Source organism: Bifidobacterium callitrichos, assembly GCF_008698085.1.
Lineage (GTDB): Bacteria > Actinomycetota > Actinomycetes > Actinomycetales > Bifidobacteriaceae > Bifidobacterium > Bifidobacterium callitrichos.
This window is the reverse complement of record NZ_RZJP01000001.1, coordinates 462,229-488,270: the sequence shown is the minus strand read 5'-3', so window position 1 is coordinate 488,270 and position 26,042 is coordinate 462,229. Positions and strand designations below refer to the sequence as shown.

Below are 26,042 nucleotides of genomic sequence, written 5' to 3'. Positions count from 1 at the left end.
CGGCAGTAAGGAACCAATCATGAAATATGTCCTGAGAAAACTGGGCTTCTACTTGGTGGCCCTGTGGGCGGCACTGACGCTCAACTTCTTCCTGCCGCGCATCATGCCCGGCAACCCGGTCGACCAGATGATCTCCAAGCTCGCGCAGAAGGGCCAGGTCACCCCGGCCACCCGCCACGCTATCGAGCTCATGCTCGGCTCCGACTCCTCGGTGCCGATGTGGCAGCAGTACCTCAACTACTTCGGCAACATCTTCCGCGGCGATCTGGGTGTCTCCGTCACCTACTTCCCGAACTCCGTCTCCTCCGTGATCGGCAGCACCCTGCCGTGGACCGTCGGTCTGGTCGGTATCTCCACCATCCTCGCCTTCCTCATCGGCACGCTGCTTGGCACACTCGCCGGCTGGAAACGCGGCTCCTGGATCGACAACCTCATCCCGGTGACCACGCTGTTGCAGTCGATCCCGTACTTCTGGCTCGCGTTGATCCTCCTGTACTTCTTCGGCCTGCTCAACCCGATCTTCCCGCTGTTCGGCGGCTATGACGTGTGGAGCGTCACCCCCGGCTGGAGCTGGGAGTTCATCGGCTCGGTCATCAAATACGGCACACTGCCGGCCATCACCATCGTACTGTCCTCCGTGGGTGGCTGGATGCTCGGCATGCGCAACATGATGGTCGCCACCCTCTCCGAGGACTACATCCTGACCGCCGAGGCGAAGGGTCTGTCCCGAGGAAAGATCATGCGCTCCTACGCGGCTCGCAACGCCATCCTGCCGTCCATCTCCGGCTTCGCGATCTCCCTCGGCTTCGTCGTCGCGGGTTCGATCGTCGCCGAATCCGTGTTCTCCTATCCGGGCATCGGCTTCGCGCTGCTGACCGCCGTGCAGAACAACGACTACGCGCTCATGCAGGGCATCTTCATGATCATCACGGTCTCCGTGCTCGGCGCGAACCTGTTCATGGACCTGATCTACGGCTTCATCGACCCGCGCACCAGGGCCCAGGGCTGAGGAAAGGACTGAAAGACAATGGCTGCAACAACCACCAAAGCCGGCAAGGCCCGCAAATCCCGCGCCGACTCCATGCTTCCCCCGATGACGCCGAAGCTGGCCGTCGGTCTGACGATCGTCGTCCTCATCGCCGCGTTCGCCATCTTCGTGCCGTTCTTCGTTGACGACCCGAACAAGGTCAGCGACATCGGCATGACCGGCCCCAGCGCCGAACACTGGCTCGGCACCACGCAGACCGGACAGGACGTGTTCGCCCAGCTCGCCTACGCCTGCCGTGGCTCCCTGTTCATCGGACTGACCGTCGGCGTGCTCGCCGTGGCCCTCTCCAGCTTCTTCGGCATCCTCGGCGCCTACGTGGGCGGCGCCACCGACGAGGCGTTCTCCCTCCTGTCCAACGTGATGCTCGTCATCCCGGGCCTGCCGCTGATGATCGTCATCGCCAGCTACATGCCCTCCAAGTCGTCCGTGCTCGTCGCCGGCGTGCTCGCCCTGACCTCCTGGGCAGGACCCGCCCGAGTGCTGCGCGGCTACACGATGTCCGTCCGCTCCCGCGACTACGTGCTCGCCGCACGCGTCGCCGGCGAGAAGCCGTGGCGCATCCTGTTCGTCGAGATCTTCCCGAACCTCATCCCGCTGCTCGCCTCCCAGGCCATGAGCGCCATCATCGCCGCCATCCTCGGCGAGGCAGGCCTGTCCTACCTCGGCCTCGGCGCCACCGACTCCTACACCTGGGGCACGATGCTCTACTACGCGCAGAACGGCATGGCGTTGATCCTCGGCGCATGGTGGTGGTTCATCCCGCCGGGACTGTGCATCGCCCTGTTCGGCGCGGCCCTCGCGCTCATCAACTTCTCGGTCGATGAGATCGTCAACCCGAAGCTCAAGGCCGCAACCCGCAGCCAGATCAAGAAGTGGAAGCTCGAGGAGAAGGCCGGCAAGGCCAAGACCGACGCCGAGTTCACCCCGGCTGCCAACGTCAACGGCAACATCATCAACGGTACGAAGGAGGCCGTGGCATCATGACCGAGACGACTGAGATCAAGACCAACGTCATCCCGCCCGTCTACGAAACGGACCCGGTGCTCGAGATCGACGACTTCTGCGTCGAATACCGCGCCGAGAAAACCGTGCAGGCCGTCAAGCACGTGAACCTGAAGCTCGGCCGCGGCGAGGTCCTCGGCCTCGCCGGCGAATCCGGCTGCGGCAAGTCCACGCTTGCCTACGGCGTCAACCGGCTCCTGAAGCCGCCGGCGGTCGTCACCTCCGGCCGTGTGGTCTTCAACTCCCGCGAAGGATACCCGATCGACGTGCGAGCCCTCGAAGGCGACGACCTGCGCATGTTCCGCTGGGAGAAGATCTCCATGGTCTTCCAGGGCGCGATGAACTCGCTCAACCCGGTCAAGAAGATCAAGGACCAGCTGGGCGACGTGTTCACCACCCACCGCCCGGAAATGAGCAAGAAGGAACGCCTCGACAAGTGCGGCGAACTGCTCGAGCGCGTCGGCGTGGACCGCAACCGCCTCAACGCCTACCCGCACGAGCTGTCCGGCGGCATGCGCCAGCGCGTGATGATCGCGATGGCCATGGCCCTCGACCCGCAGGTCATGATCATGGACGAGCCCACCACCGCCCTCGACGTCGTGGTCCAGCGCGAGATCCTGCGCGAGATCACCCGTCTCAAGGACGAGTTCGGCTTCGCGGTGATCTTCATCACCCACGACCTGCCGCTGCTGCTGGAGATCTCCGACCGCATCGCCGTGATGCGCAAGGGCGAGATCATCGAACTGAACGACGCGATGAGCCTGTACACCAACCCGCAGCAGGAATACACCGCCAAGCTGCTCTCCAGCTTCCCCTCCCTGACCGGAGACAGAGGTTCGTTCATCCGCACCGGTTCCGAGGACCTCGCCGAAGGCGCCTCGCCGTTCGCCACCAAGGAGTGAGCATCATGACTACGCTGCAACTCAAGGACGTCACCAAGCAGTTCGACCTGCGTTCCGGCCTCAAGACCACGAAGTTCACGGCCGTAAGCCACGCGAACTTCACGCTCGAATCCGGCAAGACCGTGGCCTTGGTCGGCCAGTCCGGCTCCGGCAAGTCCACGATCGCGAAGATGATCCTCGGCCTCGAAACCCCCACCGAAGGCCAGATCCTCATCAACGGCAAGCCCGTCGACCATCATGGACGCAAAGCGGACCACATCTTCCGCAAAACCGTGCAGATGGTCTTCCAGGACCCGTACGCCTCGCTCAACCCGTTCCATACCGTGGAGCACCATATCGCCAGGCCGATGAAACTGCATCACCCGGGCATGAGCAACGAGGAAGTGCACAAGCGCGTCATCGAACTGCTCGACCGCGTGCGCCTCACCCCCGGCGAGGACTTCGCCAAGCGCCTGCCCAGCGAACTGTCCGGTGGCCAGCGCCAGCGCGTCGCCATCGCCCGCGCGCTCGCCCCCGAACCGAGCATCCTCATCGCCGACGAGCCGGTCTCCGCACTTGACGTGTCCATCCGTCTCGGTGTGCTCAACCTGCTCGCCCGACTTCAGCGTGAGGAGAACCTCGGCGTGCTGTACATCACGCACGACATGGCCACCGCACGCCACTTCTCCGACGAGATCATGGTGATGCGCCGCGGCGAGATCGTGGAACGCGGCCCCGCCGACGACGTGATCCTCAACCCGAAGAGCGACTACACGAAGACCCTCATCGGCGCCGCCCCCGACCCGGAGCGCCGCCTCAAGGAGCTCGCAGCCGCCCGCGCCGCCCACTGAAACCGCAAACCGTCATATCATCGCAAGGAACACCATGACGACAATCACCACCCCGAGCACGTTCTCCGCACTCGAGAGCGGATGGACGCTCACCGCGCTCAACCCCGAACTCGCGCCGGAGGAACTGCGCGAACGTCTCACCGCAGGCATCCCCGCCACCGTACCGGGAGAGGCAACCATCGACCTGTTCCACGCAGGTCTCATCGACGACCCCTTCGACGGCGACAACGAGACCCGGCAGCAGTGGATCGGCGACATCGTCTGGCGATTCACCTGCGAATTCGACTGGCATGACGATGGCAACGCGCGCCACGATCTCGTCGCCTACGGACTCGACACCGTTGCGTACGTCGCGCTCAACGGCATCATCGTCGGCGAAACGCGCAACTTCCACCGCACATACCGTTGGGACGCGCGTCCGTACCTGCGCGACGGCGCCAACCGTCTGAGCGTTACGTTCCTGTCGCCCGTGGCAAGCTCCGATGACGCCGAACGTCGCCGCGGCTACTACCCGCACACCGAACACCATGCGTTCAACCAGATCCGCAAGCCCAGCTATTCCTTCGGCTGGGATTGGGGCATCGATGTCGCCAACGCCGGCATCTGGCGTCCGATCGGCATCGACTCGTGGAGCGGCGCGCGCATCGCCTCCGTCCGCCCGCTCGTCGACGTCCGCCCAGACGGCACCGGCGTGCTCGACGTCCACGTCGAGGTCGAACGCGCCGGACGCGGCCGCGTGATGACCGTGGCCGACGCGCTGGACCTCAACGGTGTGACCGGCGACGGCAGCGGCGCACTGCCCGTGACCGTCACCGTCGGCGGCTACGACGTCAATCTCGAAGTGGCCGGCGTCGTCGAGGAAGGATGCGACGAGGCCATGCTCACCGTCGAAATCCCCGAAGTGCGACGCTGGTGGCCGCGCGGCTACGGCGAGCAGCCGCTGTATGACGTGCACGTGGCGGTCGGCGGCACCGCCACGGAAGCCGAGTGGCGCGGCCACGTCGGCTTCCGCACACTCGCCGTCGACACCCGCGCCGACATGACCGGACGTCCGTTCCGGATCGCCGTCAACGACGTGCCGGTGCACGCGCGCGGCTACAACTGGATCCCCGACTCCGCGTTTCCCTCGCAGGTGGACGACGCGCGCTACCGCCGCGGCATCGCCGACCTCGTCGAATCGAACTCGAACATGGTGCGCGTGTGGGGCGGCGGCATCTACGAAGCCGACGAATTCTACGACATGTGCGACCGCGAAGGCATCATGGTCTGGCAGGACTTCATGCTCGCCTGCGCCGCCTACCCGGAAGACGCCGAAACGAAGACCGAAGTGGAGGCCGAAGCCCGCGAACAGATCGCGCGCCTGAGCTCCCACGCCAGTCTGACCGTGTGGAACGGCTCCAACGAGAACTACGTGGCCTACAGCGAATGGTGGGGCTTCAAGCAGGCCCTGCGCGCCGACGACCTGCCCGCCAACGAGCATGGCTACGGCGAAAAGGGCTGGGGCGACTACTACTACTCCGAACTGTTCCCCGCGTTGCTCGCCGAACTCGACCCGGTCCACGTGTACCTGCCGAGCTCCCCGATGAGCTTCACCCAGTTCACCGACGCCAACAAGGACGTGGACGGCACCATGCACATCTGGGACGTGTGGAACCGCGAGGACTACCGCAAATACCTCGACTACACGCCGCGCTTCGCCGACGAATTCGGCTATCAGGCGCCGCCCGCCTGGAGTACGCTCACCAGCGTGGTCCACGATGAGAAGCTCGACCCGTTCGGCAAGCAGATGCTCGTCCACCAGAAAGCGTCCGGCGGCAACGTCAAACTCGCCCGCGGCATGCGCTCGCATCTGACCCCCGGCCGTTTCGACGACGTGAGCTATAACACCGACGGCACGCGCGACTGGCTCATCCCCACCGACCGTTGGAACGACATCGAGGACTGGCATTGGGCGTGCCAGCTGCAGCAGGCGCAGGCCATCCGCTTCGGCGTCGAGCACATGCGCTCGTTGGAACCTGTCAACGCCGGCGCGCTGATCTGGCAGATCAACGACGACTGGCCGGTCGTCTCCTGGGCGGCCGTCGACTACAACGGTCACCGCAAGCCGCTGTGGTACGCCTCGCGCGACTTCTTCGCGCCGCGCTTCGCCACGATCCAGCCGCGCGTCTCCGCCCGGGCGCAGGCCGACCTGAGCTGGGAAGGCAAGAAGGTCAAGCCGGACACGCTCGTGCTTGTCGTCGTCAACGACACCTGCTCGCCGTGGCATGGCTCGTGGACGGTCGAACGCCGTACGCTCGCCGGCGAGACGCTCGCCTCGCAGACCTTCGACGATGTCACGTTGGAGACGACGTCATCGGTCACGCTGACGCTCGACGCGTCCGTCGCCGCGTTCCGCGACGCGACGGACGAGATCCTCGTCGCGACGCCCGCCGGTGGCGACGGCTTCGCCCGCGTCATCCACAACCCGGCCGAAGTCATCGAGCAGAAGCTCGACTGTACACCGCTCACGGCGATGGTCGAGGCCACTGACGGTGGATACACGTTGACGGTGACGGCGCACGCCTACGCCCGCGACGTGTTCTGCATGGTCGACAAGGTCGACGCGGTCGCGTCGATCGACGGCGGACTGGCGACTCTACTGCCCGGCGAGACGGCCGTCTGGCATATCGCATCGGACGGCGTCGACGATCCGCAGGCGTTCACGGCGTCCAATGTGCTGCGCTCGGCCAACGATCTCAAACGAGACTGAGCTGCGGCGCGAAGGAGCTGAACACCCTCGGCCTCGGTCTGGGTGTCGCAGTGGGCGTGTGGTGCGCCGCATGGGTGGCGTAAGGCTAGTATGGGGAACGACTGTACGGGTTCAGTGCCGCGGCATGGAACCCGTACCGCGTACCTGAACGGGAATATGCCGGGATGGACGAGTCCCGCGTAATCGCACGTAAATCGCGCGTAATCGGTTCGGATGAATCATGCGAACCGGTGTGATACGTGGCAGGGCTCCGATGTATGAGGAAAGTGAAAGAACCATGGCGAAAGGCACCATCACCATCGCTGACGTGGCGAAGGCCTCCGGCGTATCGAAAAGCGCGGTGTCGTACGCGCTGAACGGCAAGGCCGGCGTCTCCGAGGAAACCCGCGCCAAGGTGCTCAAATTGGCACGTTCCATGGGGTGGAAGCCGAACAGTGCCGCGAAATCCCTTTCCGATGCCTGCACCAGGTCCATTGGCGTGGTGCTGATGGTGGCCGATGCCGAGGAATTCGGCTCGGGCATGTTCGCCATGGACTGCCTCGCCGGCTTGAGTAAGGCCGTGGACCCGCGCGACTATTCCATCGTGCTGCGCATGACTGCGGGCGGCGCCGCGGCTGCCTGCCGCATCTACGAGGATTGGATCGCCTCCGGCAAGGTGGACGCGCATCTCGTCTTGGGCGTCGAACTTGGAGACCCGCGACTGGCGCTGTTCCGTGAACACCCCGAAGTCAAGGCCCTGTTCATCTCCCAGCGTGAGATCATCAGCGGACTGCCCACGCTCTACAGCTCCGACGACGAGGGCGCGCGCATGGTCGTCCGATACCTGCATGGCTTGGGCCATCGCAGCATCGCGCGCATCGCCGGCCCTGAGGATTACGTGCACACGTTGGCGCGCGACAACGCCACCGCCGACGAATGTTCCAAACTGGGCATGCGCTGCATCACCCTGCATGGCAAGTACATGGCCGAAACTGGCGAGCGGCTGTGCAATGCGATTCTGGACTTCGGACATCGTCCCACCGCGATCATATGCGATACGGATATTACGGCGGTCGGCGCGCTGCATGCGGCCTTGGCCCGTGGAGTTTCCGTGCCGGAGGATCTTTCCATCGTGGCCTGGGATGATTCCGCCGCATGCGTTTCGGCCACGCCCACGCTCACTGCCCTGCATCGCGATGTCCGGGCGATCGGACTGAAAGCGGGGGAGATGCTGTTGCGCATGATCGACGGGGAGACCGTCGGCGATGAGCCGGAGCCGCCGTACCGTCTGGTGGAGCGGGCTTCCACAGGGCCAATGGCGTAGGGGCGCCTCTGAGGTCATCGATATGGGGACGTCGTGTTGATCGTCACGATCGACTCGTCCGTCTATTCCGTGGCGATGTTCTAGAAACTGAACCGGTAAAGTACGCAATCGCAAGTCCTCGCGCTGGGCGTGACTCTACACTTCGCGCCTTACCTGCCGCTTCTCGACATACTTCGCTATATCTTTCCCAAATCTAGTAAGAAAGGCAACATAATCATGTCAATCTCACCCCAATACACGCTCGGCACGCCGGAGAACAAGATCTGGCTGAACTCCCAGCGCGACTCCCTGATGGCTTTTGGCCACGCGTTCCCCGCCCCGACCGGCGGTTCGTACTGGCTGGGCGACGACGGCACCCCGTGGAAGGACCGTAATCGCGAAACGTGGATCACCTGCCGTATGACCCACGTCTACTCGCTCGCCGCGTTCACCGGGCACGACGGCGCCGAGGCGCTCGTCGACGCCGGACTGAAGGGCCTCACGGGCGAGCTCCACGACGACGCCAACGGCGGCTGGTACGCGGCCGTCACCCCGGAAGGCGGCCACATCGGCACCAAGCAGTGCTACGCGCACGCCTTCGTGCTGCTCGCCGCATCCTCCGCCACGCTGCTCGGCCGCCCCGGCGCCGGCGAACTGCTCGCCGACGCGCAGCAGGTGTTCCTCAAGCGATTCTGGGATGACGAAATCGGCCTGTCCGTTGACACGTGGAACGAGGACTTCACCGAACTCGACCCGTACCGCGGACTCAACGCCAACATGCACTCGGTCGAAGCGTTCCTCGCCGTGGCCGACGTCACCGGTGACGAAACGTGGCGCACGCGCGCCGGACGCATCATCGACCACGTCATCGGCTGGGCTGAAAACAACGAATGGCGCATCCCCGAGCACTTCCATGAGGACTGGTCGCTGGACCTCGAATGCAACGCCGACAAGAAGGACGACCAGTTCAAGCCGTACGGCGCCACCCCGGGCCACGGCATCGAATGGGCGCGACTCATCACCCAGTACGCGCTGAGCGCCCCTGGCCTTGCCGAGTCGAAGAAGGCGCAGCTGGTCGACGTGGCCGAGCACCTGTTCCGTCGCGCCGTTGCGGACGGATGGGATTCCGACGGCGCGCCCGGTATCGTCTACACCACCGATTGGAACGGCGTGCCCGTCGTGCACGACCGCATGCACTGGACGCTTGCCGAGGCGATCAACACCTCGTCCGTGCTGGCCCGTGTGACCGGCAAGACGGAGTACGCCGACCTGTACTCGACCTTCCTCAAGTACGCCGACGATTGCGTCATCGACCATGTCAACGGGTCCTGGTTCCACCAGCTCGACCGCACCAACCAGCCGATCGGCACGGTCTGGCCGGGCAAGTCGGACCTGTACCACGCCACCCAGTCGATGATGATCCCGTTGTACGACCCGTCGCTGTCCATCGCCGTCGCCGCCAAGGAGACGCGCGGCTGATCTACAGCCCGAACACCCGTTCCACGAACGCCGTGACCCGGCTCCAATAGAGGTCGGGATCAGTGCTCGTGCTCATCGCGTGACCCGCGCCGGGCACGAGCAGGCGTTCGCGGTCGGGGCCGGCGCACGCCGCGATGTTGCGGTCGAGGAACCCCGGATCCACGAAGGTGTCCGCGGCGCCGTGGATGAACATCATCGGAATGATCGTGTGCCGCAGCGAGGCGACGCTCGATGCCTCCTTGAAGTCGTATCCGGCCCTCCTTCGCGCGATCGCGGACATCGCGGAGACGACCGGCACGCCCATCCAGCGATACGGCAGATGGTACATGTGCTTCGCGTTGAACAGGAACTGGTCCCACACCGACGTGTAGCCGCAGTCCTCGATAGCTGCGACCACGTTGCGCGGCAGCTGCGGCTCGCCGGTGGTCATCATCACCGTCGCGGCCCCCATCGATACACCCTGCAGCAGGATGCGCGCCTCCGGATCGCTTGCGACGATGAGCGTGATCCATCCCATGAGATCGCGACGCTCCAGCCATCCCATGCCGATGTAGCGGCCCTCGCTCCTCTCGTGGCACCGCTGCGCGGGGACGAGCACGGTGAATCCCATGCGCGCGAAGCGATGCGCATACTTCGCCATCTCCGCCGGGCCTCCGGTGTATCCATGCATGGTGATCGCATACAGGTGCGGGGCGGGGGAGGCGCAATCCGGATCGAACAGCCATCCGTTGAGCTTCAGACCGTCCTCGCTGCGCAGGGAAACCGGCTGCTTCGCCGTCTCGAACCATCGGGCGGCCTCCGCCTCCTCGGCGGCATCGCGTCGCGGTGCCTCGAGGTACGGGGCCGCGGCCGGGGCCGACATCAGACGCTCCATCCAATGCGAGTATTTGACGTCCAACGACAGGCGGAACATCAGCTCGGCCGTCGACAGCAATCCCGCGCCAAGGACTCCGGCCGCGACGCCGGACCCGATAAGCGCGTCTCTGGTGATTCGCTTCATCGCAACTCGATTCCCTCGAAGCAACATCAATCCCCTCCAGTCTAGTCGTTACCGGTACCTTGTCCCGACTTTGGATATACTTGAATGCTGTTGCTTTGGCAGGCCGAGCCGTGAAGCGAACAATCCGGTGGATTGTTCGTAGGCGAGGGGAACGCGGTGTACCGCGTGACCTTGCACCGAGCCAAAGCGTGTTGCTTTGGCGAGGGAGGATGCAGTCCCGCAAGAGATCCGCGTTCTCCGTTATCGACTCGGCGTGAATACCTTCCCTCCTTAGGGGATCGTTCTGCGGCGCGTCGTGGCGTCAAACAAGACAGAACGACAAGTGACACAACACTGTTAACCAACCTAAGGAGTCCAGCAATGGCCAACAAGATCACCCTCAACGGTGAAGTCCGTAACGAGTTCGGCAAGGGCGTCGCCCGCCGTATGCGCGTCGCCAAGCGCATCCCCGCCACCATCTACGCCGGTGGCGCTGAGCCGAAGTTCATCACCCTCCCAATGAAGGAGACCACCAACGCCCTGCGCCACACCAACGCCCTGTTCGAGCTGACCTTCGGCGAGGACAAGGCCATGGCCGTCGTCAAGGACGTCCAGCGCAACCCCGTCAAGCGCATCGTCGAGCACATCGACTTCTACGAGGTCAAGGCCGGCGAGAAGATCGACGTCGAGGTGCCGGTCTTCGTCGAGGGCACCCCGAAGGGCGCCGCCGTCGCGTTCGTCGACATCCAGGAGCTCAAGGTCCGCGCCGATGTCGCCAACCTGCCGGAGAAGATCGTCATCAACGTCGACGGTCTGGCCGACGGCGCCAAGGTGTTCGCCAAGGACGTCGTCCTGCCGGAGGGCGCTGAGCTGGACATCGAGGATCCGGAGGAGTCCGTCGTCTCCGTCGAGGTTCCGGAGGACGCCACCGAGTCCACCGCCGCTCCGGAGGCCGCTCCGGCTGCGGATGCCGCTGCCGCTCCGGCTGCGGATGCCGCTGCCGCCAAGTGATCGATGCCGGAGCGAATCCGGCCGACGACATGACGGGTCTCGCGCCCGTCGTGCCACATGAGATCGATATCGAATCGACCCGCGACCTTGAACCGTCGCGGGTCTTTTCATCTCTTTTCAGAATGTGAACCAGACCATATTTTGGATGACGGGATGTGACAAAGTATCCCTCAGCACCGCGTGCCACGAGCGCGCGACCGAATCTTCGTAACGAACGCCGCTTCCGGCGGCCCGATACAAAAAGAAGTGAACATGACTGAAAACACGCATCACGATCCTGCGGAACTCGACAAGCTTGCCGAGCCCTTCACCGTACTGCCGAACGAGAACCCCGCATCCGACGCCAAGCGTCAGGAGCTGATCGACAAGCCGGCGTTCGGACAGGTCTTCTCCGATAACATGACCCACATGACCTGGACCAAGGGCGAAGGCTGGTCCGATCGTCGCGTCGAGCCGTACGCGCCGCTCAAGCTGGACCCGGGCGCCTCCGTGCTGCACTACGCGCAGGAGGTCTTCGAGGGCCTCAAGGCGTACCGTCATGCCGACGGCTCCACCTGGCTGTTCCGCCCGGACGCGAACGCCGAGCGTTTCCAGAACTCCGCCAAGCGTCTCTACCTGCCTGAGCTGTCCATCGACGACTTCCTCGGCTCCGTCGCCGCGCTCGTCAAGCGTGACGTCAACTGGGTGCCGTCCCGTCGCGAATACACGCTGTACATGCGTCCGTTCATGTTCGCCTCCGAGCCGTTCCTCGGCGTGCGCGCCCCGCAGGAGGTCGACTACTGCGTGATCGCCTCCCCGTCCGGCCCGTACTTCCCGGGCGGTGTCAAGCCCGTGAGCATCTGGGTCGAGGACAAGTGGTTCCGCACCGGCCCTGGCGGCACCGGCTTCGCCAAGTGCGGCGGCAACTACGCCGCCTCCCTGCTCGGCGAGTACACCGGTATCGACAACGGATGCCAGCAGGTGTGCTTCGTCGACGCCGCCACCAAGACCTATCTTGAGGAGCTCGGCGGCATGAACATGATGGTCGTGCACAAGGACGGCCACGTGGAGACCCCGTCCCTGACCGGCAACATCCTGCCGGGCGTGACCCGTCGCTCCCTGATCCAGCTCATGCAGGACCGCGGCATCGACGTCGTCGAGACCATGATCCCGCTCAAGCAGCTGCTCGAGGACATCAAGTCCGGCGAGGTCACCGAGGTGTTTGCCTGCGGCACCGCCGCCATCATCACCCCGATCGGCCGCTTCAAGTCCAAGGACTTCGACGTGACCGTCGCCGACGGCGAATCCGGCAAGCTCACCGTCGACCTGCGCGACGAGCTGCTCGGCATCCAGCTGGGCGAGCGTGAGGACCCGCACAACTGGATGTGGAAGGTATGCTGAGATAGCCTAGGTTGCTTGGCTTGGAGACCCCTTGGAATCGCAATGGTTCCAAGGGGTCTTCGTGTATCTGGACAAGGTGCGGAAAACCCTTCCGGGTAAAAGGCGCGTTGGTCCTTGGCGTTGGTCCTTGGCGTTGGTCCCTAGTCAGCGTCACATATTCCCGGGATTTCTCCAGTGCTCGGTAAAAGGTGACGCTGACGTCGGGGTAGAGTCACTTATTGCCGGGAGATGGGCTTATTTCGGGAATAAGTGACGCTGAGAGACAGAAATGGGAACGCAGATGGGAGGTATTGGGTGGAAGGTGCTCAACCCGACATCAGGCCAGCCGGACCTGCACACGATTATCACCATCCATACCGCCCGATCCAGTTCGTTTCGCTGACCTGTGACATGCGCTTGGCTGGTGGAACGCGCCGGGGCGCCGGCGGCCTGTGGTAGCTTGTTGTGCGGTTCCATGAGGTTCCGTGCCCATGAGGGTTTCACCGGAGGGAGGAAGACGCCATGCAGCTGGCGCTGGAGAGCAACATGTTCTTCATGCTGGTGGAATACCTTGCGGTGTTCTGCTGCGGACTGGTCGGCGGACTTGCGGCCGTGCACAAGAACTACGACCTGTTCGCCATCCTCGTGACCGCATGGCTGACCGCGTTGGGAGGCGGTATCCTGCGTGATGTGCTCCTCGAGGTGCCGCCCGTCGGCATCACCGACCGATGGTCGGTGCTCTCCGCGCTGGCCTCCGGAGTCGCCATCGCCGTGCTGCACCTTGAGGTCGACAAGCTCAAATGGTCGATGCTGACCCTGGATGCTCTGGCGCTCGGCCTGTTCGCCGTGATCGGCACATCCAAGGCCATGTATCTCGGCGCCTCCGGCATGACCTCGGTGTTCCTTGGCATGGCGACCGCGCTCGGCGGCGGTCTGGTGCGCGACATGCTGCTCAACGACGTGCCGATGATCATCCGCGACAAGCACTGGTATGCCGTGCCCTCGGCCGTCGGATGCATCATCGACGTGTTCGTGTGCAAGGGGCGCATGGCCGGTCTGCTCAACGCGGAGCAGGAGATCGCGCTCGATCTGGTCATCATCGCCCTGGTCGTCGGCATGCGTCTGTCGTCGGTGATCTTCAACATCAAACTTCCCGGTGCGATGGAGCGCCATACCGTCTACCTGCCCGGCGAGGCCCGGTACCTCAGGCGTCCGGATATCACTCCCCACAAGACGGATAAGAAGACGGATAAGACCGGTCAGAGCCGGCGCGCGGGACGTGACGACAAATCCCGTCGAGCGGGAGACTGACACCCGCAACGGCAAGGTGCGAGTGTCGCGTCGTTTATCCTCGCCGCGTGCTATCATCTACGTCTCGTATGTCCTTATAGCAAACGTCGTTTGGAGTTACATTGGCAAACATCAAGTCGCAGAAGAAGCGCGTCATCACCAACGAGAAGGCGCACAAGCGTAACGTGGCCGTCAAGTCCGCGCTGAAGACCGCGATCCGCAACACCCGTAAGGCCATCGAGTCCGGTGACAAGGCCGCCGCCGAGGCCGCCTTCAAGGTCGCCGCCCAGAAGCTCGACAAGGCCGCCGGCGCCGGCGTGATCCACAAGAACCAGGCCGCGAACCGCAAGTCCGGCCTCGCCGTCGCGATCAACGCTCTGTGAGTGAAGGACACCCGGTAATCAGGGTGTGAGTCGCCGTCAATGGCGACATTGCCGTAAAGACCCCGTGAACCCGTCCGGTTCGCGGGGTCTTTCGCGTCGAGTACACTGGTTTCGTTTGACTTGAGTAAGGCTTGACAAGCAAGGTAGGAGGCACGTTCAGTGGTCAGCCAGCACAACCAGCCCGGTTCCACCGATCAGTCGTTGATCCGTAATTTCTGCATCATCGCGCACATCGACCACGGCAAGTCCACCGTGGCCGACCGCATCCTGCAGTTGAGCGGCATCGTGCCCGAACGCGAGATGCGAGACCGCTTCCTCGACCGCATGGACATCGAGCAGGAGCGCGGCATCACCATCAAATCGCAGGCCGTGCGCGTGCCGTGGACCTTCGACGGCACCGAATACACGCTTGGCATGATCGACACCCCCGGCCACGTCGACTTCACCTACGAGGTCTCCCGAGCGCTCGCCGCATGCGAGGGTGCGGTCCTCCTCGTCGACGCCACGCAGGGCATCGAGGCGCAGACGCTGTCCAACCTGTACATGGCCGTCGACCATGACCTGACCATCATTCCGGTGCTCAACAAGATCGACCTGCCCAGCGCCGAACCGGACAAGCACGCCGAGGAGATCGCCGGCCTCATCGGCTGCGAGCCTAGCGATGTGCTGCGCGTCTCCGGCAAGACCGGCGAAGGCGTGGCGGACCTGCTCGACCGCATCGTCATGGAGGTTCCCGCGCCCCACGGCGACCCCGAGGCTCCGGCGCGAGCCCTGATCTTCGACTCCGTGTACGACTCCTACCGCGGCATCGTCACCTACATCCGTATGGAGGACGGCGAACTGCACGATCGCGAGAAGGTGCACATGATGGGCATCGGCATGACCCACGATCCGATCGAGATCGGCGTGATCAGCCCCGACATGACCCGCACCAAGGCGCTCGGCGCCGGCGAGGTCGGCTACATCATCACCGGCGCGAAGGACGTGAGCCAGTCCAAGGTCGGCGACACCCTGACCTCCGCCGTGCGCCCGGCCACCGAGCCGCTGCCCGGCTACCGTGACCCCAAGCCGATGGTGTACGCCGGCCTGTTCCCGATCGACAACGCCCAGTTCCCCGAACTGCGCGACGCGCTCGACAAGCTCAAGCTCAACGACGCCGCGCTCATCTACACGCCGGAGACGTCCGTGGCGCTGGGATTCGGTTTTCGCTGTGGCTTCCTGGGCCTACTGCACATGGAGATCGTCAACGAACGTCTCTCCCGTGAGTTCGGCTTGGACCTCATCCAGACCGCCCCGAACGTCACCTACGACGTGACCGCCGAGGACGGTTCCGAGCATCATGTGACCAACCCGAGCGAGTTCCCGGACGGCAAGATCAAGAAGATCGTCGAGCCGATGGTCGCCGCCGACATCATCACCCCCAAGGAGTTCATCGGCTCGGTCATGGATCTGTGTCAGGATCATCGCGGCCAGATGGGCACGATGGAGTACATCTCCACCGATCGCGTCGAAATGCATTACCGTATTCCGCTCGCCGAGATCGTCTTCGACTTCTTCGACCAGCTGAAGTCCCGTACGAAGGGCTACGCCTCGCTCGACTACCACGAGGACGGCGAGCAGTCGGCCGACCTCGTCAAGGTCGACATCCTCATCCAGGGTGAGAAGGTCGACGCGTTCAGCGCCATCGTTCACCGCGACAAGGCGTACAGCTACGGCGTGATGATGACCAAGAAGCTGCGCGAGCTCATCCCGCGCCAGCAGTTCGAGATCCCGATTCAGGCTGCGATCGGCTCGCGCATCATCGCGCGTGAGAACATCCGCGCCTTGCGCAAGGACGTGCTCGCCAAGTGCTACGGCGGCGACATCACCCGTAAGCGCAAGCTCCTCGAGAAGCAGAAGGCCGGCAAGAAGCGCATGAAGATGCTCGGCCATGTCGAGGTGCCGCAGGAGGCGTTCATCGCCGCACTGTCCACCGGCGAGGACTCCAACGACCGCGACACCAAGGACAAGATCCGCGCCGCCCAGAAGACCGAAGGCTGAGCAGGAACGGATTCGGGGAAACTTAGGCACTTTTATCGTTTCCTAGGCAGGTGTTGGTCCGGAGACGGTTCAAAATCCCTGTCTTTTCAAGGGTGTTCGTATCGGTATCCGAGGGGCGGCTGCCTAAGAAATGCGAAATCTGCCTAGGAAATGAGGGGAGGGCATTCGGAATGTCGTTTGAGGTGTACATTCATGTGCCGTTCTGTCTGAGACGTTGCGGCTACTGCGACTTCAACACATATACGGCGGTCGATTTAGGCGCCGGGGCCTCGCGCGGCAACTACGCGAACATGGTCATCCGCGAGATGGAACTCGTGCGTGAATGGCAGGAGGCCCACGGTGTCGACGAACCGCCGGCGGATACCGTGTTCTTCGGTGGCGGCACGCCCACCATCCTCTCCGCGGATGATCTGGTGGCCATGCTGGATGCGATCCGACGCATCTGGGGGCTTGCACCCGGCGCGGAGATCACTACCGAGGCCAATCCGGACACCGTCAACGAGTACTACATCAACCGTCTCGCCGAGGGCGGCTTCACGCGCGTCTCCTTCGGCATGCAGTCGGCGGTGCCGCATGTGCTGAAGACCTTGGACCGCACGCACACGCCAGCGAACGTCGAGGCGGGTGTGCGTGCCGCCGATGCGGCCGGCCTTCGAACCAGCGTCGACCTCATCTACGGGGCGCCCGGGGAGAGCCTCGACGACTGGCGCACCTCGGTCGAGACCGCCATTGGCCTCGGCGTCAATCACATCTCCGCCTACGCGCTGACCGTCGAACCGACCACGAAGATGGGCCGCCGGATCGCCGCGGGCACACTGCCCAAGCCCGATGACGACGACGAGGCCGCCAAATACGAGATCGCCGACGACCTGTTCTCGAAGGCCGGCCTCGAATGGTACGAGGTCTCGAACTGGGCGCGGCCCGGATACGAGAGCCGTCACAACCTCGGATACTGGAGGAACGTCGACTGGGCGGGACTCGGCCCCGGCGCCCACTCGCACTACAATGCGTGCGCCGATGCGGGTGCCCGGCCCCCTCTGACGAGGGGGCTGTCAGCGCAGCTGACTGGGGGAGAGACGGCGTTGGCCCAACCGAGGGAACAGATCACGGGCACGAACGCCCTGCGCGCATGGGACATCGCGCACCCGCGCCTGTGGGGCACGGCCATCAACGAAGGCCGTGTGCCGTGGGCGGGCAGCGAGGAGATCACCCCGGACGAGAATCTCGAGGAGCTCATCATGCTGGGCCTGCGCATCCGCGAAGGGCTCGATCTGGGCCGCATCAACCGTGCCATCGCCTCAGCCGCTGGTAGTGGGGCGGTCGGCTCCTCGAGCCTCAAGCCCATCGACCCCGCGCAGCTCATGCCGATGGTCGACGAGGGGCTCATCACTTTGACCCAAGATTCCCGTGATGCCGGAGACTCCAGTGTCCGCGTCGTTCCCACCCGCAAGGGCCGTCTGCTCAACGACGCCGTCATCGAACGCCTTTTCGACCTCGTCGGCGTGTGAACCCCGCGGATACGGGGGACTCAGTGTGATTGCGTGAGGATTCGTCTTTGAGTCCCGCGGCGCGGCCCTTTCCGTTGATCTCATCATCCTCGCCTCACCGTGATTTCCCCCACGGAAAAATAATATGGCATATTATATAGATGAGATACACAAAGAAGTATGCCGAAACAATGCGACGGTGGAAAGGACTCGACGATGACGACGGCAACACACGAACTCAATTGGGCGACTCTGGGATGCGGAGTCATCGCCAACCAGCTTGCACAGGCGTTGGAATCCAAAGGCCGCAGGCTGTACTCGGTGGCCAACCGCACGCATGCCAAGGGGGTTGCCTTCGCCGAGAAATACGGCATCGGCAAGGTCTATGAGCACATCGACGACGTGTTCGACGACCCGGACGTGGACGTGATCTACATCTCCACCCCGCACAACATGCATATCGGGCTCCTGCGCAAGGCGCTCGCCGCCGGCAAGCACGTACTGTGCGAGAAATCCATCACGCTCAATTCGGACGAGCTGGACGAGGCGGTCGCGCTCGCCGAAGCCAATCATGTGGTGCTCGCCGAGGCCATGACCATCTACCACATGCCGCTCTACAGGAAGCTCAACGAGATCATCGACTCCGGTGCGCTCGGCGAGCTGAAGCTCCTGCAGATGAACTTCGGCTCCTACAAGGAGTACGACATGGCCAACCGCTTCTTCAGCCGCAACCTCGCAGGCGGCGCCATGCTCGACATCGGCGTGTATGCGCTTTCCTTCGTCCGCTGGTTCATGAGCTCCAAGCCCGACCAGATCCTCTCGCAGGTCAAAACCGCCCCCACCGGCGTGGACGAGCAGGCCGGCATCCTCCTGACCAATCCTCACGGCCAGATGGCCACGGTCACGTTGTCGCTGCACGCCAAGCAGCCCAAGCGCGGGCTCGCCGTGTTCGACAGAGCCTATGTGGAGGTCGTCGATTATCCGCGCGGCGAACGCGCCACCATCACCTGGGTGGACGACGGCCGCACGGAGGTGGTGGAAGCGGGGCGTACCGCCGATGCGCTCTCCTATGAGGTGGCCGACATGGAGACGGCGATCGCCGGCGACCCGTCCGTCATGCATCTGGACTACACGCGCGACGTGATGGCCATGATGACCGAGATCCGCGTCGGCCAGTGGAAGATGACCTACCCGGAGGAGGAGCGGTAGTTCAGTCTCCCAGCCGCTTGATGAGCGAATCCACGTGTCCCTTGGCGCGCACGTTGTAACGCGCCAAGGTGATGACGCCGTGCTCGTCGATGGCGAACGTGGAGCGGATGACCCCGACGTGCGTCTTGCCGTACAGCTTCTTCTCGCCCCAAGCGGCGTACGCCTTATGCACGCCGAGCTCCGGGTCGGAAAGCAGCGGGAACGACAGATGATCGCGCTCGCGGAACCGCTGCAGCTTGGTCATCGGGTCCTTCGAGACGCCCAGCACTGTGTATCCGAGCGTGCTCAGACGGGCCATGTTGTCGCGGAAGTCGCACGCTTCGGTGGTACAACCGGGCGTCATCGCCGCCGGATAGAAGTAGAGGATCACCTTGCGGCCCTGCTTGGTCAGATCGGCAAGTGAGATCGTCGATTCCGTGCCGTCCGGTTCGACCGCCGGAAGCGTGAAGTCCGGTGCGTGCTGACCCGCTTCGAGTCTGGTCGGCGGCTCCTGTGCAGGGGCCTGTGCTGCAATGTCTGTTGTGTTCTCTGTCATGTGAGCCATCGTAGTCCGTTGCGGTCCTGCCGATCGCCGTTGCGGTCCTGCCGATCGCCGTTGCGCTTGGGCCGGCCGAGCCGAAACATAGCTGCGCTACCATCGGCGCCATACTTGCGATACGCAATAACGCAATATCTGCCGTTATCAGTTCGGGGAGGACGCAGCAGCCATGCCGGAGATATCGAACCGCGCCCGTGAGGCGCTGTACCCGTCGGTGCGCGAGATGTTCGAACTCGCCTCGCATGTGACCGACGCGATCTCCTTCGCGATCGGCGAACCTGGATTCGACACGCCCCGTCCGATGATCGACGTGGCGTACCGGGCGGCGCTCGCCGGCGACACGCACTACACGCCGAACAGGGGAGCGGAGGCGCTGCGTCGCGCATGGTGCGCCGCCCGCGAACGAGCCGACGGCATGCACTACGTCCCCGAGTCGGAGATCATCGTCACCGCCGGAGGCATGGAGGGCGTGTTCCTCGCGATGACCGCCACGATGGATCCGGGCGATGACATCCTCATCCCCGATCCCGGATACGCGAACTACTTCGGTCAGGCGCAGATGACGCAGACGCACGTCGTGCCGGTGCAGCTGCATGAGAACAGCGGATGGCGCATGCGGGCCGAGGACGTGGAGTTCGCGGTGACTCCGCGGTCGCGCGCTCTGCTGCTCAACTCCCCGTCCAATCCGACCGGTGCGATCATCGAGCCCGGCGAGCTCGCGCGCATCGCCGATGTGGCGAGGCGACACGATCTGTGGGTGATCAGCGACGAGGTGTACCGCGCATTCGTCTACGACGATGACACGCCTTGCATGTCCATCGCGCAGATCCCCGGCATGAAGGAACGCACGCTCGTCGTGGACTCCTTCTCCAAGACATACGCGATGACCGGCTGGCGCATCGGCTGCGTCTTCGGCCCGAAGAAGGTCATCGACCGGATGATGGTGATGCAGGAGAACGTCGTCTCCTGCGTGCCCGGCGCGCTGCAGGCCGGTGCGGTCGCGGCTCTTGAAGGCTCGTCGGACATTCTCGCGACGATGAAGAACGCCTACCGCGCCAACCGCGACATGGTGGTCGATGCGATCGCCGATATGCCGCTGGTCCGCTGCGATGTTCCGGATGGTGCGTTCTACGTGCTCGTCAACGTCACCGAGACGGGCATGGATGACCATACGTTCGCGGTGCGTCTGCTCAGCGAAGGCAAGGTCGTGGTCACTCCGGCATCCGGCTTCGGCGCTCGCGGCGCCGGGTATGTGCGATTGTCCTACGTGGGTACGCGGGAGGATACCGCCGAAGGCTTGAACCGTATGCGTACGTGGCTCGAAGGACTCGCCTCAGAGCGGTGATCCGGGCGTTGATCCGTGATCGTGCTTGGCGGGGCGCTCCGGCGGGTAACGCTCATGATGCTCGTGACGCTCACCACAGGATGTCCACCGGTGCGGTGGTTTTGTTAACCTCGATGATCCGGCAGATCTCCTCCGGGCTCTCCTTGCACCCGCGGCGGATCCACAACCAGATGATCGAGGAGACCGCGGAGACGAGGATCTCCATCGCGTAGTCGGCGGGGATGCCGTTGTAGTCGGTTTTCGGTTCGGCTCCGAACCGCGTTGCCTGCGCGACGATGAGGCGCTTGAGCACCTCCTTCATCCGGTCGTAGATCTGCATGTCGTTGCCGGAGCGGGAGACGACGCTGAAGAAGGCGTAGTCGTCGCGGATGTAGCGCAGGGCGTCGGCTATGGAGGCCGGCTGGAACGCGTCGCAGATGGCCTTGCCTCGGTGCGATGCGATGGCGTTCCCGCCGGGGGAGGCGGCCTTCCGGTCAGGGGAGGCGGCGTCGGTGACGAGGATGCGCGTCAGGTCTTCGATGGCGTCGTCGACGAGCTGCTGGCGCAGGTCCATCTTGTCGAGATAGTGCATGTAGAAGGTGCCGCGGTTGATGCCTGCGGTGCGGGCGATGTCGCTGACGGTCATCGCGTCGAAGCCCTTGGACTGCATCAGCGTGGTGAAGGCCGCCTTGATTCGGGCTTCGGTCTTCGTGTTGCGCTTTGCCGGCTTGCTCGCGGATACTGGGGTGTGTGTGGTGGAAGGCATGTGGTGCTCCTTGGATTCGTGCGGTCGACTGTGGCCGCGCCGTGGGGTCTGCAGGGGTCTGCATTGCTGCTTGGGGATGCTGATACCGATACATTATATCAACATGTTGTCTTTTTAATGGGTGATTCATGGTGATATGAACGGTTTGGGGAACAGTGTTCAATCTGAACGGATCGTCGGAAGTTGTTGATTGACCTGATATGCCGACGCTTCCTATCATCGACATCATTATATCAACATGTTGTTTATTTAGTGGTTGAGGCAACCATAAGGAACACAAGGAGGCGAAGGGCCTGTGGCATATATCGAGATGGTGCACAGCTACAAGCGCTACCACATGGGAGACACCGTCATCGTCGCCAACAATGACGTGAGCTTCGGCATCGAGAAAGGTGAACTGGCGATCATCCTCGGTTCGTCCGGCGCGGGGAAATCGACCGTACTCAACATTTTGGGCGGCATGGACACCAACAGCGAGGGACAGGTGATCATCGACGGCAAGGACATCTCGAACTACACCGCACGTCAGTTGACCGACTACCGACGCACCGACATCGGGTTCGTGTTCCAGTTCTACAACCTCGTGGCCAACCTCACCGCCCGGGAGAACGTGGAACTCGCCTCCGAGATCGTGCGTGACGCGCAGGATCCGGTTCAGGCGCTCGTGGATGTGGGGCTGAAGGACCGTGTCGACAACTTCCCGGCGCAGCTTTCCGGCGGCGAGCAGCAGCGCGTCGCCATCGACCGTGCCGTGGCCAAGAACCCCAAGATCCTCCTGTGCGACGAGCCGACCGGCACGCTCGACTACAACACCGGCAAGCAGGTGCTGCGTATCCTGCAGGACCAGAGCCGAATCAAGGGCGCCACCGTGGTGATCGTCACCCACAACTCCGCCATCGCGCCCATCGCCGATCGTGTGATCCACATGCACGACGCGCGAGTTAAGGACATCGAGGTCAACGAGCACCCCATGGACATCGAGGACCTGGAATGGTGAACGTCATGACGCGCCGTAAGCCTCGCAGGCTCCGCAAGCGCATGCTGTGGCGCGACATCCGTGCCACCCTCGCCAAATCCAAGGGGAGGTTCGCCTCCATCGTGAGCCTCATGGCCCTAGGATCGTTCGCTCTCGTGGGTCTGTTCGCCACCGCGCCCGACATGCGGGCCACCGGCCGCGCGTTCTACGGCGAGCACAATCTTGCGGATGTGACCGTGATCAGCGACTACGGCCTACCCGCCGACGACGAGGCGATCATTCGTGGAACAGCCGGCGTGAAGGACGCCGAATTCGGCTACTTCAAAGATGTGACGATCGCGGACAGTGACCACAGCCTGCGCATCCACTCGCTGCCCGAGACCGTCTCCACCTATGAGGTCGTGGAGGGCCGACTACCGCAAGCGGCCGGGGAGATCGCGCTTGACTCGGGGGAGCGTGATCGATTCGCCGTGGGCAGCTCCATCCGCGTGACCGAACTGCCGGACATCGCCGGCGATACCGTGCTCAAACGGACCGACTTCACCGTGGTCGGCTTCGTAGAGGCCAGCGACACCGTCTCCAACCTCAACATGGGACAGTCCACCGCCGGATCCGGCGAACTTGACGGATACGCCGTGGTCACTGCGGGCACGTTCGACTCGTCAGTGGCAATGATCGGCCGCGTCACCTTTGAGGACACAGCCGGACTGAACTACTGGGATGACGCCTACCGCGACCGCGTGCAGGACCACAAGACCATGCTCTCCCGGCGGCTCGCCAACCAGCCCGCCGCCCGCCGCGACTCCATCCGCTCCGAACGCCGTGAGCAGATCGCCAAGGCGCAAGAGCAGGTGGACGATGCCAAACAACAGCTCGCGGACGCCCAAGCCCAGCTTGACGACGCCAAGGCACAGATCGAATCCGGCAAGGACCAGCTTACCCAAGGCCAGCTCGACGCCGTCGATCAGGCATCCTCCGCGGCCGCCGAACTCGCCGGCGCAACCTCGCAGATCGCTTCCGCCAACTCCACGCTCTCCGCAGCCCAAACCCAGCTCGCCGCCGGCGCCCAGCAACTCAATCAGGGCCAAGACAGTCTCGAACTCGCCTGGCTGCAGCTCAATCAGGCCGGCAAGCAGCTCACCGTGGCCCGCGCGGCGCTCGACGCATCCAAGACAGCGCTCGACGCCACTGGCCGTCTCCTCGCTTCATGGCAGAAAACCGGAATAACCGGCAAGGCATACCAAAGCCTCAAGGGGCGCTACGATCAGGCGCTCGCCGACTGGAACACGGCCGCGGACACATACAACGCCATGCTGAACCAATACAACAGCGGCCTTGAACAGTTCAACGAAGGGGCCGCCAAGCTCGATCAGGGATCCGAGGAGTATCAAAGGAACTCGGCCGCGATCGCGGAAGCCCAAAAACTGCTTGCATCCAAGCAGACCGAACTCGGGCACGCCGTCTCCACGGCCGCATCCGGATCGGCGTCCGACGGTGCCTCACAGATGATCCAAGGCCAGCGCGACCTCGAGAAAGCCGAGGACGAATACGACCAGAAGCTCAAGGAATTCAACGATGCCAGGCCCGAGGCCGAGAAGAAGATCGCCGACGCGGAACGTCAGATCAAACTGGCGAGCGAAAAGGTGGACACCCTCGAAGTGCCCGCGTACTCAATCGACGGACGGCGTGAGGGACTCACCTCCGAGGGATATCGCGTGTACGAGATCATCGCGGACATCGTCATGAAACTCGCGCGTATCTTCCCGATCTTCCTGTACTTCGTGGCCGCGCTGGTCACGTTCACCACCATGGGTCGCATGGTGGACGAGGAGCGCACCGATTCCGGCACCCTCAAGGCGTTGGGATATGGGAACGCGGACATCATGAAGAAATTCCTCGTCTACGGCTTCTCCGCCTCCACGGCCGGCACGATTCTGGGCGTGGCGGCCGGGCATACCATCCTGCCGCTCATCGTCTACCACGCCTATGATTCCGGATTCACCATGCCGCGCATCGAGCTGCACTTCCACCCGGGCGTGACCGCCGCCGCGTTCCTGCTTGCATGGGCGAGCGCCGTGGCCCCCGCGTGGATCGCCGCGTCCCGCGAGCTTAAGGAGAGGCCAGCCGCGCTGCTCCTGCCCAAGCCTCCCGCCAAGGGTTCGAAGATCTTCCTCGAGCGGATCGCGCCCGTGTGGAACCGCCTGAACTTCACCCGTAAGGTCACGGCCCGCAACCTGTTCCGTTACAAGTCGCGCGGCCTTATGACCATTTTCGGCGTGGCCGGCGCAGTGTCGCTGCTCACCGCGGGCCTGGGCGTGCAGGCGTCGATCGGCCAGATCGGCGAGTTCCAGTTCGGCGGCATCATACACTACGACCTGATCGTGGCGGAGAAATCAGACAACAACGCCGACCAGCGCGACGCCGTATCCAAGGCCGTCGCCCCGGCGGACGGGGACGACGGCAATGGGGCGATCGACCAATCCGCGCCAATCCGCTACGAGGAGCTCACCACCACCGCCGGCAAACAGGGCGATAAGCAGACGATCACGCTCATCGTCACCGACGACGCCTACAACTTCGGCGACTACATCACCCTGCGCGACCGTGTCTCGCATGACCCGCAGGTCCTGACCGACCGAGGCGCGATCATCTCCGAACGCATGGCGGATATGCTCGGTGCCAAGGCCGGGGACACCATATCCGTGACGGATCCCGACGGCACGGAGCGCAAGGTGCGTGTGGACGGCGTGACCGAAATGTACATCGGCCACTTCATGTTCATGTCCTCCGGAGGCTACGATCGCGCATTCGGCGCCGACTACCAGTCCAACGCCTACGTGGTCCGTCTCAAGGATTCGTCCGTGGGCAACGCCAACAGGCAGGGAGCTGACCTTATGACTGTGGACGGGGTCAGGGGCGTGGTGCAGAACATCACCATGAGGAACCAGGTGGCCACGATCGTCGACTCGCTCGACCAGATCATGGAGGTGCTCATCTTGGTGGCCGCGCTGCTTGCGGTGGTGATCCTCTACAACCTCACCAACCTCAACGTGTCCGAACGCATCCGCGAACTGTCCACCATCAAGGTGCTCGGCTTCCATACCGGGGAGACGACCATGTACATCTATCGCGAAACGATCGTCCTGTCTGCGTTCGGAGTGCTGGCCGGATACGTGTTCGGTGCCGGCCTGCACCGATACATCATCACCGAGGTGCCGCCGGACGAGGTCATGTTCGACCCGGCCCTCGCCTGGCCCTCATTCGCCGTGCCGCTCGCCGTGGTGGTTGTGGTGCTCGCCATGCTCGGCTGGGTGGTGTACCGCCGTCTCAAGGACGTGGACATGCTCGGCGCGTTGAAGAGCGTGGAATGAGCCGGGAATGGAGAAAG

At 63.7% G+C, this 26,042-nt stretch carries 20 protein-coding genes; 17 read left to right on the top strand and 3 right to left on the bottom strand.

Going from position 1 to position 26,042, the window contains the following annotated elements:
• Positions 1–19: 19 nt before the first annotated feature.
• The 7 genes from EMB92_RS02170 (at position 20) to EMB92_RS02140 (ending at position 9,292) form a co-directional block, all read left to right on the top strand.
• The gene (locus EMB92_RS02170) at positions 20–1,009 is read left to right on the top strand and encodes an ABC transporter permease (RefSeq protein ID WP_150393625.1); all 990 of its coding nucleotides are present in this window, start codon (positions 20–22) and stop codon (positions 1,007–1,009) included.
• An 18-nt stretch (positions 1,010–1,027) separates the two neighbouring features.
• Entirely contained in the window at positions 1,028–2,032 is a 1,005-nt protein-coding gene (locus EMB92_RS02165) for an ABC transporter permease (protein ID WP_150393624.1), read from the top strand.
• On the top strand, positions 2,029–2,952 hold the full coding sequence (locus EMB92_RS02160) for an ABC transporter ATP-binding protein (RefSeq protein WP_150393623.1): 924 nt from the start codon (positions 2,029–2,031) through the stop codon (positions 2,950–2,952). Before EMB92_RS02165 ends, EMB92_RS02160 begins: the two co-directional genes overlap by 4 nt.
• A 5-nt stretch (positions 2,953–2,957) precedes the next feature.
• Positions 2,958–3,782, top strand: a complete 825-nt coding sequence (locus EMB92_RS02155; protein ID WP_150393622.1) for an ABC transporter ATP-binding protein — start codon at positions 2,958–2,960, stop codon at positions 3,780–3,782.
• A 34-nt stretch (positions 3,783–3,816) separates the two neighbouring features.
• Complete coding sequence (locus EMB92_RS02150) at positions 3,817–6,531, top strand: glycoside hydrolase family 2 protein (RefSeq protein ID WP_150393621.1); 2,715 nt, start codon at positions 3,817–3,819, stop codon at positions 6,529–6,531.
• 277 nt (positions 6,532–6,808) lie between these two features.
• Positions 6,809–7,834 (top strand): LacI family DNA-binding transcriptional regulator, encoded by a 1,026-nt coding sequence (locus EMB92_RS02145; protein ID WP_150393620.1) that lies wholly within the window; start codon positions 6,809–6,811, stop codon positions 7,832–7,834.
• A gap of 216 nt (positions 7,835–8,050) precedes the next feature.
• Entirely contained in the window at positions 8,051–9,292 is a 1,242-nt protein-coding gene (locus EMB92_RS02140) for an AGE family epimerase/isomerase (RefSeq protein WP_223847521.1), read from the top strand.
• 1 nt (position 9,293) lies between these two features.
• Here the strand turns inward: EMB92_RS02140 and EMB92_RS02135 are convergent, their stop codons facing one another.
• Positions 9,294–10,292, bottom strand: a complete 999-nt coding sequence (locus EMB92_RS02135; protein ID WP_150393619.1) for an alpha/beta hydrolase — start codon at positions 10,290–10,292, stop codon at positions 9,294–9,296.
• 360 nt (positions 10,293–10,652) lie between these two features.
• On the opposite strand from EMB92_RS02135, the gene EMB92_RS02130 reads away from it, so the two are divergent.
• From EMB92_RS02130 to EMB92_RS02100, 7 genes are all read left to right on the top strand, one after another.
• Complete coding sequence (locus tag EMB92_RS02130) at positions 10,653–11,282, top strand: 50S ribosomal protein L25/general stress protein Ctc (protein ID WP_107043590.1); 630 nt, start codon at positions 10,653–10,655, stop codon at positions 11,280–11,282.
• Between the two features lie 252 nt (positions 11,283–11,534).
• Entirely contained in the window at positions 11,535–12,662 is a 1,128-nt protein-coding gene (locus EMB92_RS02125; RefSeq protein ID WP_043163769.1) for a branched-chain amino acid aminotransferase, read from the top strand.
• Positions 12,663–13,163: 501 nt separating this feature from the next.
• Positions 13,164–13,952: a trimeric intracellular cation channel family protein gene (locus EMB92_RS02120; RefSeq protein ID WP_190973523.1), complete on the top strand. Its 789-nt coding sequence runs from the start codon at positions 13,164–13,166 to the stop codon at positions 13,950–13,952.
• 101 nt (positions 13,953–14,053) lie between these two features.
• On the top strand, positions 14,054–14,314 hold the full coding sequence (gene rpsT / locus EMB92_RS02115; RefSeq protein WP_043163770.1) for a 30S ribosomal protein S20: 261 nt from the start codon (positions 14,054–14,056) through the stop codon (positions 14,312–14,314).
• 159 nt (positions 14,315–14,473) lie between these two features.
• Positions 14,474–16,354: a translation elongation factor 4 gene (gene lepA / locus EMB92_RS02110; RefSeq protein WP_140444726.1), complete on the top strand. Its 1,881-nt coding sequence runs from the start codon at positions 14,474–14,476 to the stop codon at positions 16,352–16,354.
• 170 nt (positions 16,355–16,524) lie between these two features.
• Complete coding sequence (gene hemW, locus EMB92_RS02105; RefSeq protein ID WP_150393618.1) at positions 16,525–17,862, top strand: radical SAM family heme chaperone HemW; 1,338 nt, start codon at positions 16,525–16,527, stop codon at positions 17,860–17,862.
• A 195-nt stretch (positions 17,863–18,057) separates the two neighbouring features.
• Positions 18,058–19,050 carry a Gfo/Idh/MocA family protein gene (locus EMB92_RS02100; RefSeq protein WP_150393617.1) on the top strand — a complete coding sequence of 331 codons (993 nt, stop codon included), beginning with the start codon at positions 18,058–18,060 and terminating at the stop codon, positions 19,048–19,050.
• 1 nt (position 19,051) lies between these two features.
• Here the strand turns inward: EMB92_RS02100 and bcp are convergent, their stop codons facing one another.
• Entirely contained in the window at positions 19,052–19,585 is a 534-nt protein-coding gene (gene bcp / locus EMB92_RS02095) for a thioredoxin-dependent thiol peroxidase (RefSeq protein ID WP_150393616.1), read from the bottom strand.
• Positions 19,586–19,757: 172 nt separating this feature from the next.
• Between bcp and EMB92_RS02090 the strand changes: the two genes are divergently transcribed.
• Positions 19,758–20,933: a pyridoxal phosphate-dependent aminotransferase gene (locus EMB92_RS02090; RefSeq protein ID WP_150393615.1), complete on the top strand. Its 1,176-nt coding sequence runs from the start codon at positions 19,758–19,760 to the stop codon at positions 20,931–20,933.
• Between the two features lie 70 nt (positions 20,934–21,003).
• On the opposite strand, the gene EMB92_RS02085 is transcribed toward EMB92_RS02090, so the two are convergent.
• Positions 21,004–21,678, bottom strand: a complete 675-nt coding sequence (locus tag EMB92_RS02085) for a TetR/AcrR family transcriptional regulator (RefSeq protein WP_223847520.1) — start codon at positions 21,676–21,678, stop codon at positions 21,004–21,006.
• A gap of 295 nt (positions 21,679–21,973) precedes the next feature.
• Between EMB92_RS02085 and EMB92_RS02080 the strand changes: the two genes are divergently transcribed.
• A complete protein-coding gene (locus EMB92_RS02080) occupies positions 21,974–22,675 on the top strand; it encodes an ABC transporter ATP-binding protein (protein ID WP_150393614.1) in 702 nt (233 codons plus the stop codon).
• Positions 22,669–26,025, top strand: a complete 3,357-nt coding sequence (locus EMB92_RS02075; protein ID WP_223847519.1) for an ABC transporter permease — start codon at positions 22,669–22,671, stop codon at positions 26,023–26,025. Before EMB92_RS02080 ends, EMB92_RS02075 begins: the two co-directional genes overlap by 7 nt.
• The last annotated feature ends 17 nt before the right edge of the window (positions 26,026–26,042 follow it).

Excerpts from the sequence above, each read along its gene's own strand:
- EMB92_RS02170 (WP_150393625.1), top strand. The coding sequence starts at position 20 with ATGAAATATGTCCTGAGAAAACTGGGCTTCTACTTGGTGGCCCTGTGG.
- EMB92_RS02165 (WP_150393624.1), top strand. The coding sequence starts at position 1,028 with ATGGCTGCAACAACCACCAAAGCCGGCAAGGCCCGCAAATCCCGCGCC.
- EMB92_RS02160 (WP_150393623.1), top strand. The coding sequence starts at position 2,029 with ATGACCGAGACGACTGAGATCAAGACCAACGTCATCCCGCCCGTCTAC.
- hemW (WP_150393618.1), top strand. The coding sequence starts at position 16,525 with ATGTCGTTTGAGGTGTACATTCATGTGCCGTTCTGTCTGAGACGTTGC.
- EMB92_RS02075 (WP_223847519.1), top strand. The coding sequence starts at position 22,669 with ATGGTGAACGTCATGACGCGCCGTAAGCCTCGCAGGCTCCGCAAGCGC.
- EMB92_RS02090 (WP_150393615.1), top strand. The coding sequence starts at position 19,758 with ATGCCGGAGATATCGAACCGCGCCCGTGAGGCGCTGTACCCGTCGGTG.
- EMB92_RS02155 (WP_150393622.1), top strand. The coding sequence starts at position 2,958 with ATGACTACGCTGCAACTCAAGGACGTCACCAAGCAGTTCGACCTGCGT.
- EMB92_RS02135 (WP_150393619.1), bottom strand. The coding sequence starts at position 10,292 with ATGAAGCGAATCACCAGAGACGCGCTTATCGGGTCCGGCGTCGCGGCC.
- EMB92_RS02130 (WP_107043590.1), top strand. The coding sequence starts at position 10,653 with ATGGCCAACAAGATCACCCTCAACGGTGAAGTCCGTAACGAGTTCGGC.
- EMB92_RS02100 (WP_150393617.1), top strand. The coding sequence starts at position 18,058 with ATGACGACGGCAACACACGAACTCAATTGGGCGACTCTGGGATGCGGA.
- EMB92_RS02145 (WP_150393620.1), top strand. The coding sequence starts at position 6,809 with ATGGCGAAAGGCACCATCACCATCGCTGACGTGGCGAAGGCCTCCGGC.
- EMB92_RS02150 (WP_150393621.1), top strand. The coding sequence starts at position 3,817 with ATGACGACAATCACCACCCCGAGCACGTTCTCCGCACTCGAGAGCGGA.
- bcp (WP_150393616.1), bottom strand. The coding sequence starts at position 19,585 with ATGACAGAGAACACAACAGACATTGCAGCACAGGCCCCTGCACAGGAG.
- EMB92_RS02140 (WP_223847521.1), top strand. The coding sequence starts at position 8,051 with ATGTCAATCTCACCCCAATACACGCTCGGCACGCCGGAGAACAAGATC.
- EMB92_RS02120 (WP_190973523.1), top strand. The coding sequence starts at position 13,164 with ATGCAGCTGGCGCTGGAGAGCAACATGTTCTTCATGCTGGTGGAATAC.
- EMB92_RS02085 (WP_223847520.1), bottom strand. The coding sequence starts at position 21,678 with ATGCCTTCCACCACACACACCCCAGTATCCGCGAGCAAGCCGGCAAAG.
- EMB92_RS02125 (WP_043163769.1), top strand. The coding sequence starts at position 11,535 with ATGACTGAAAACACGCATCACGATCCTGCGGAACTCGACAAGCTTGCC.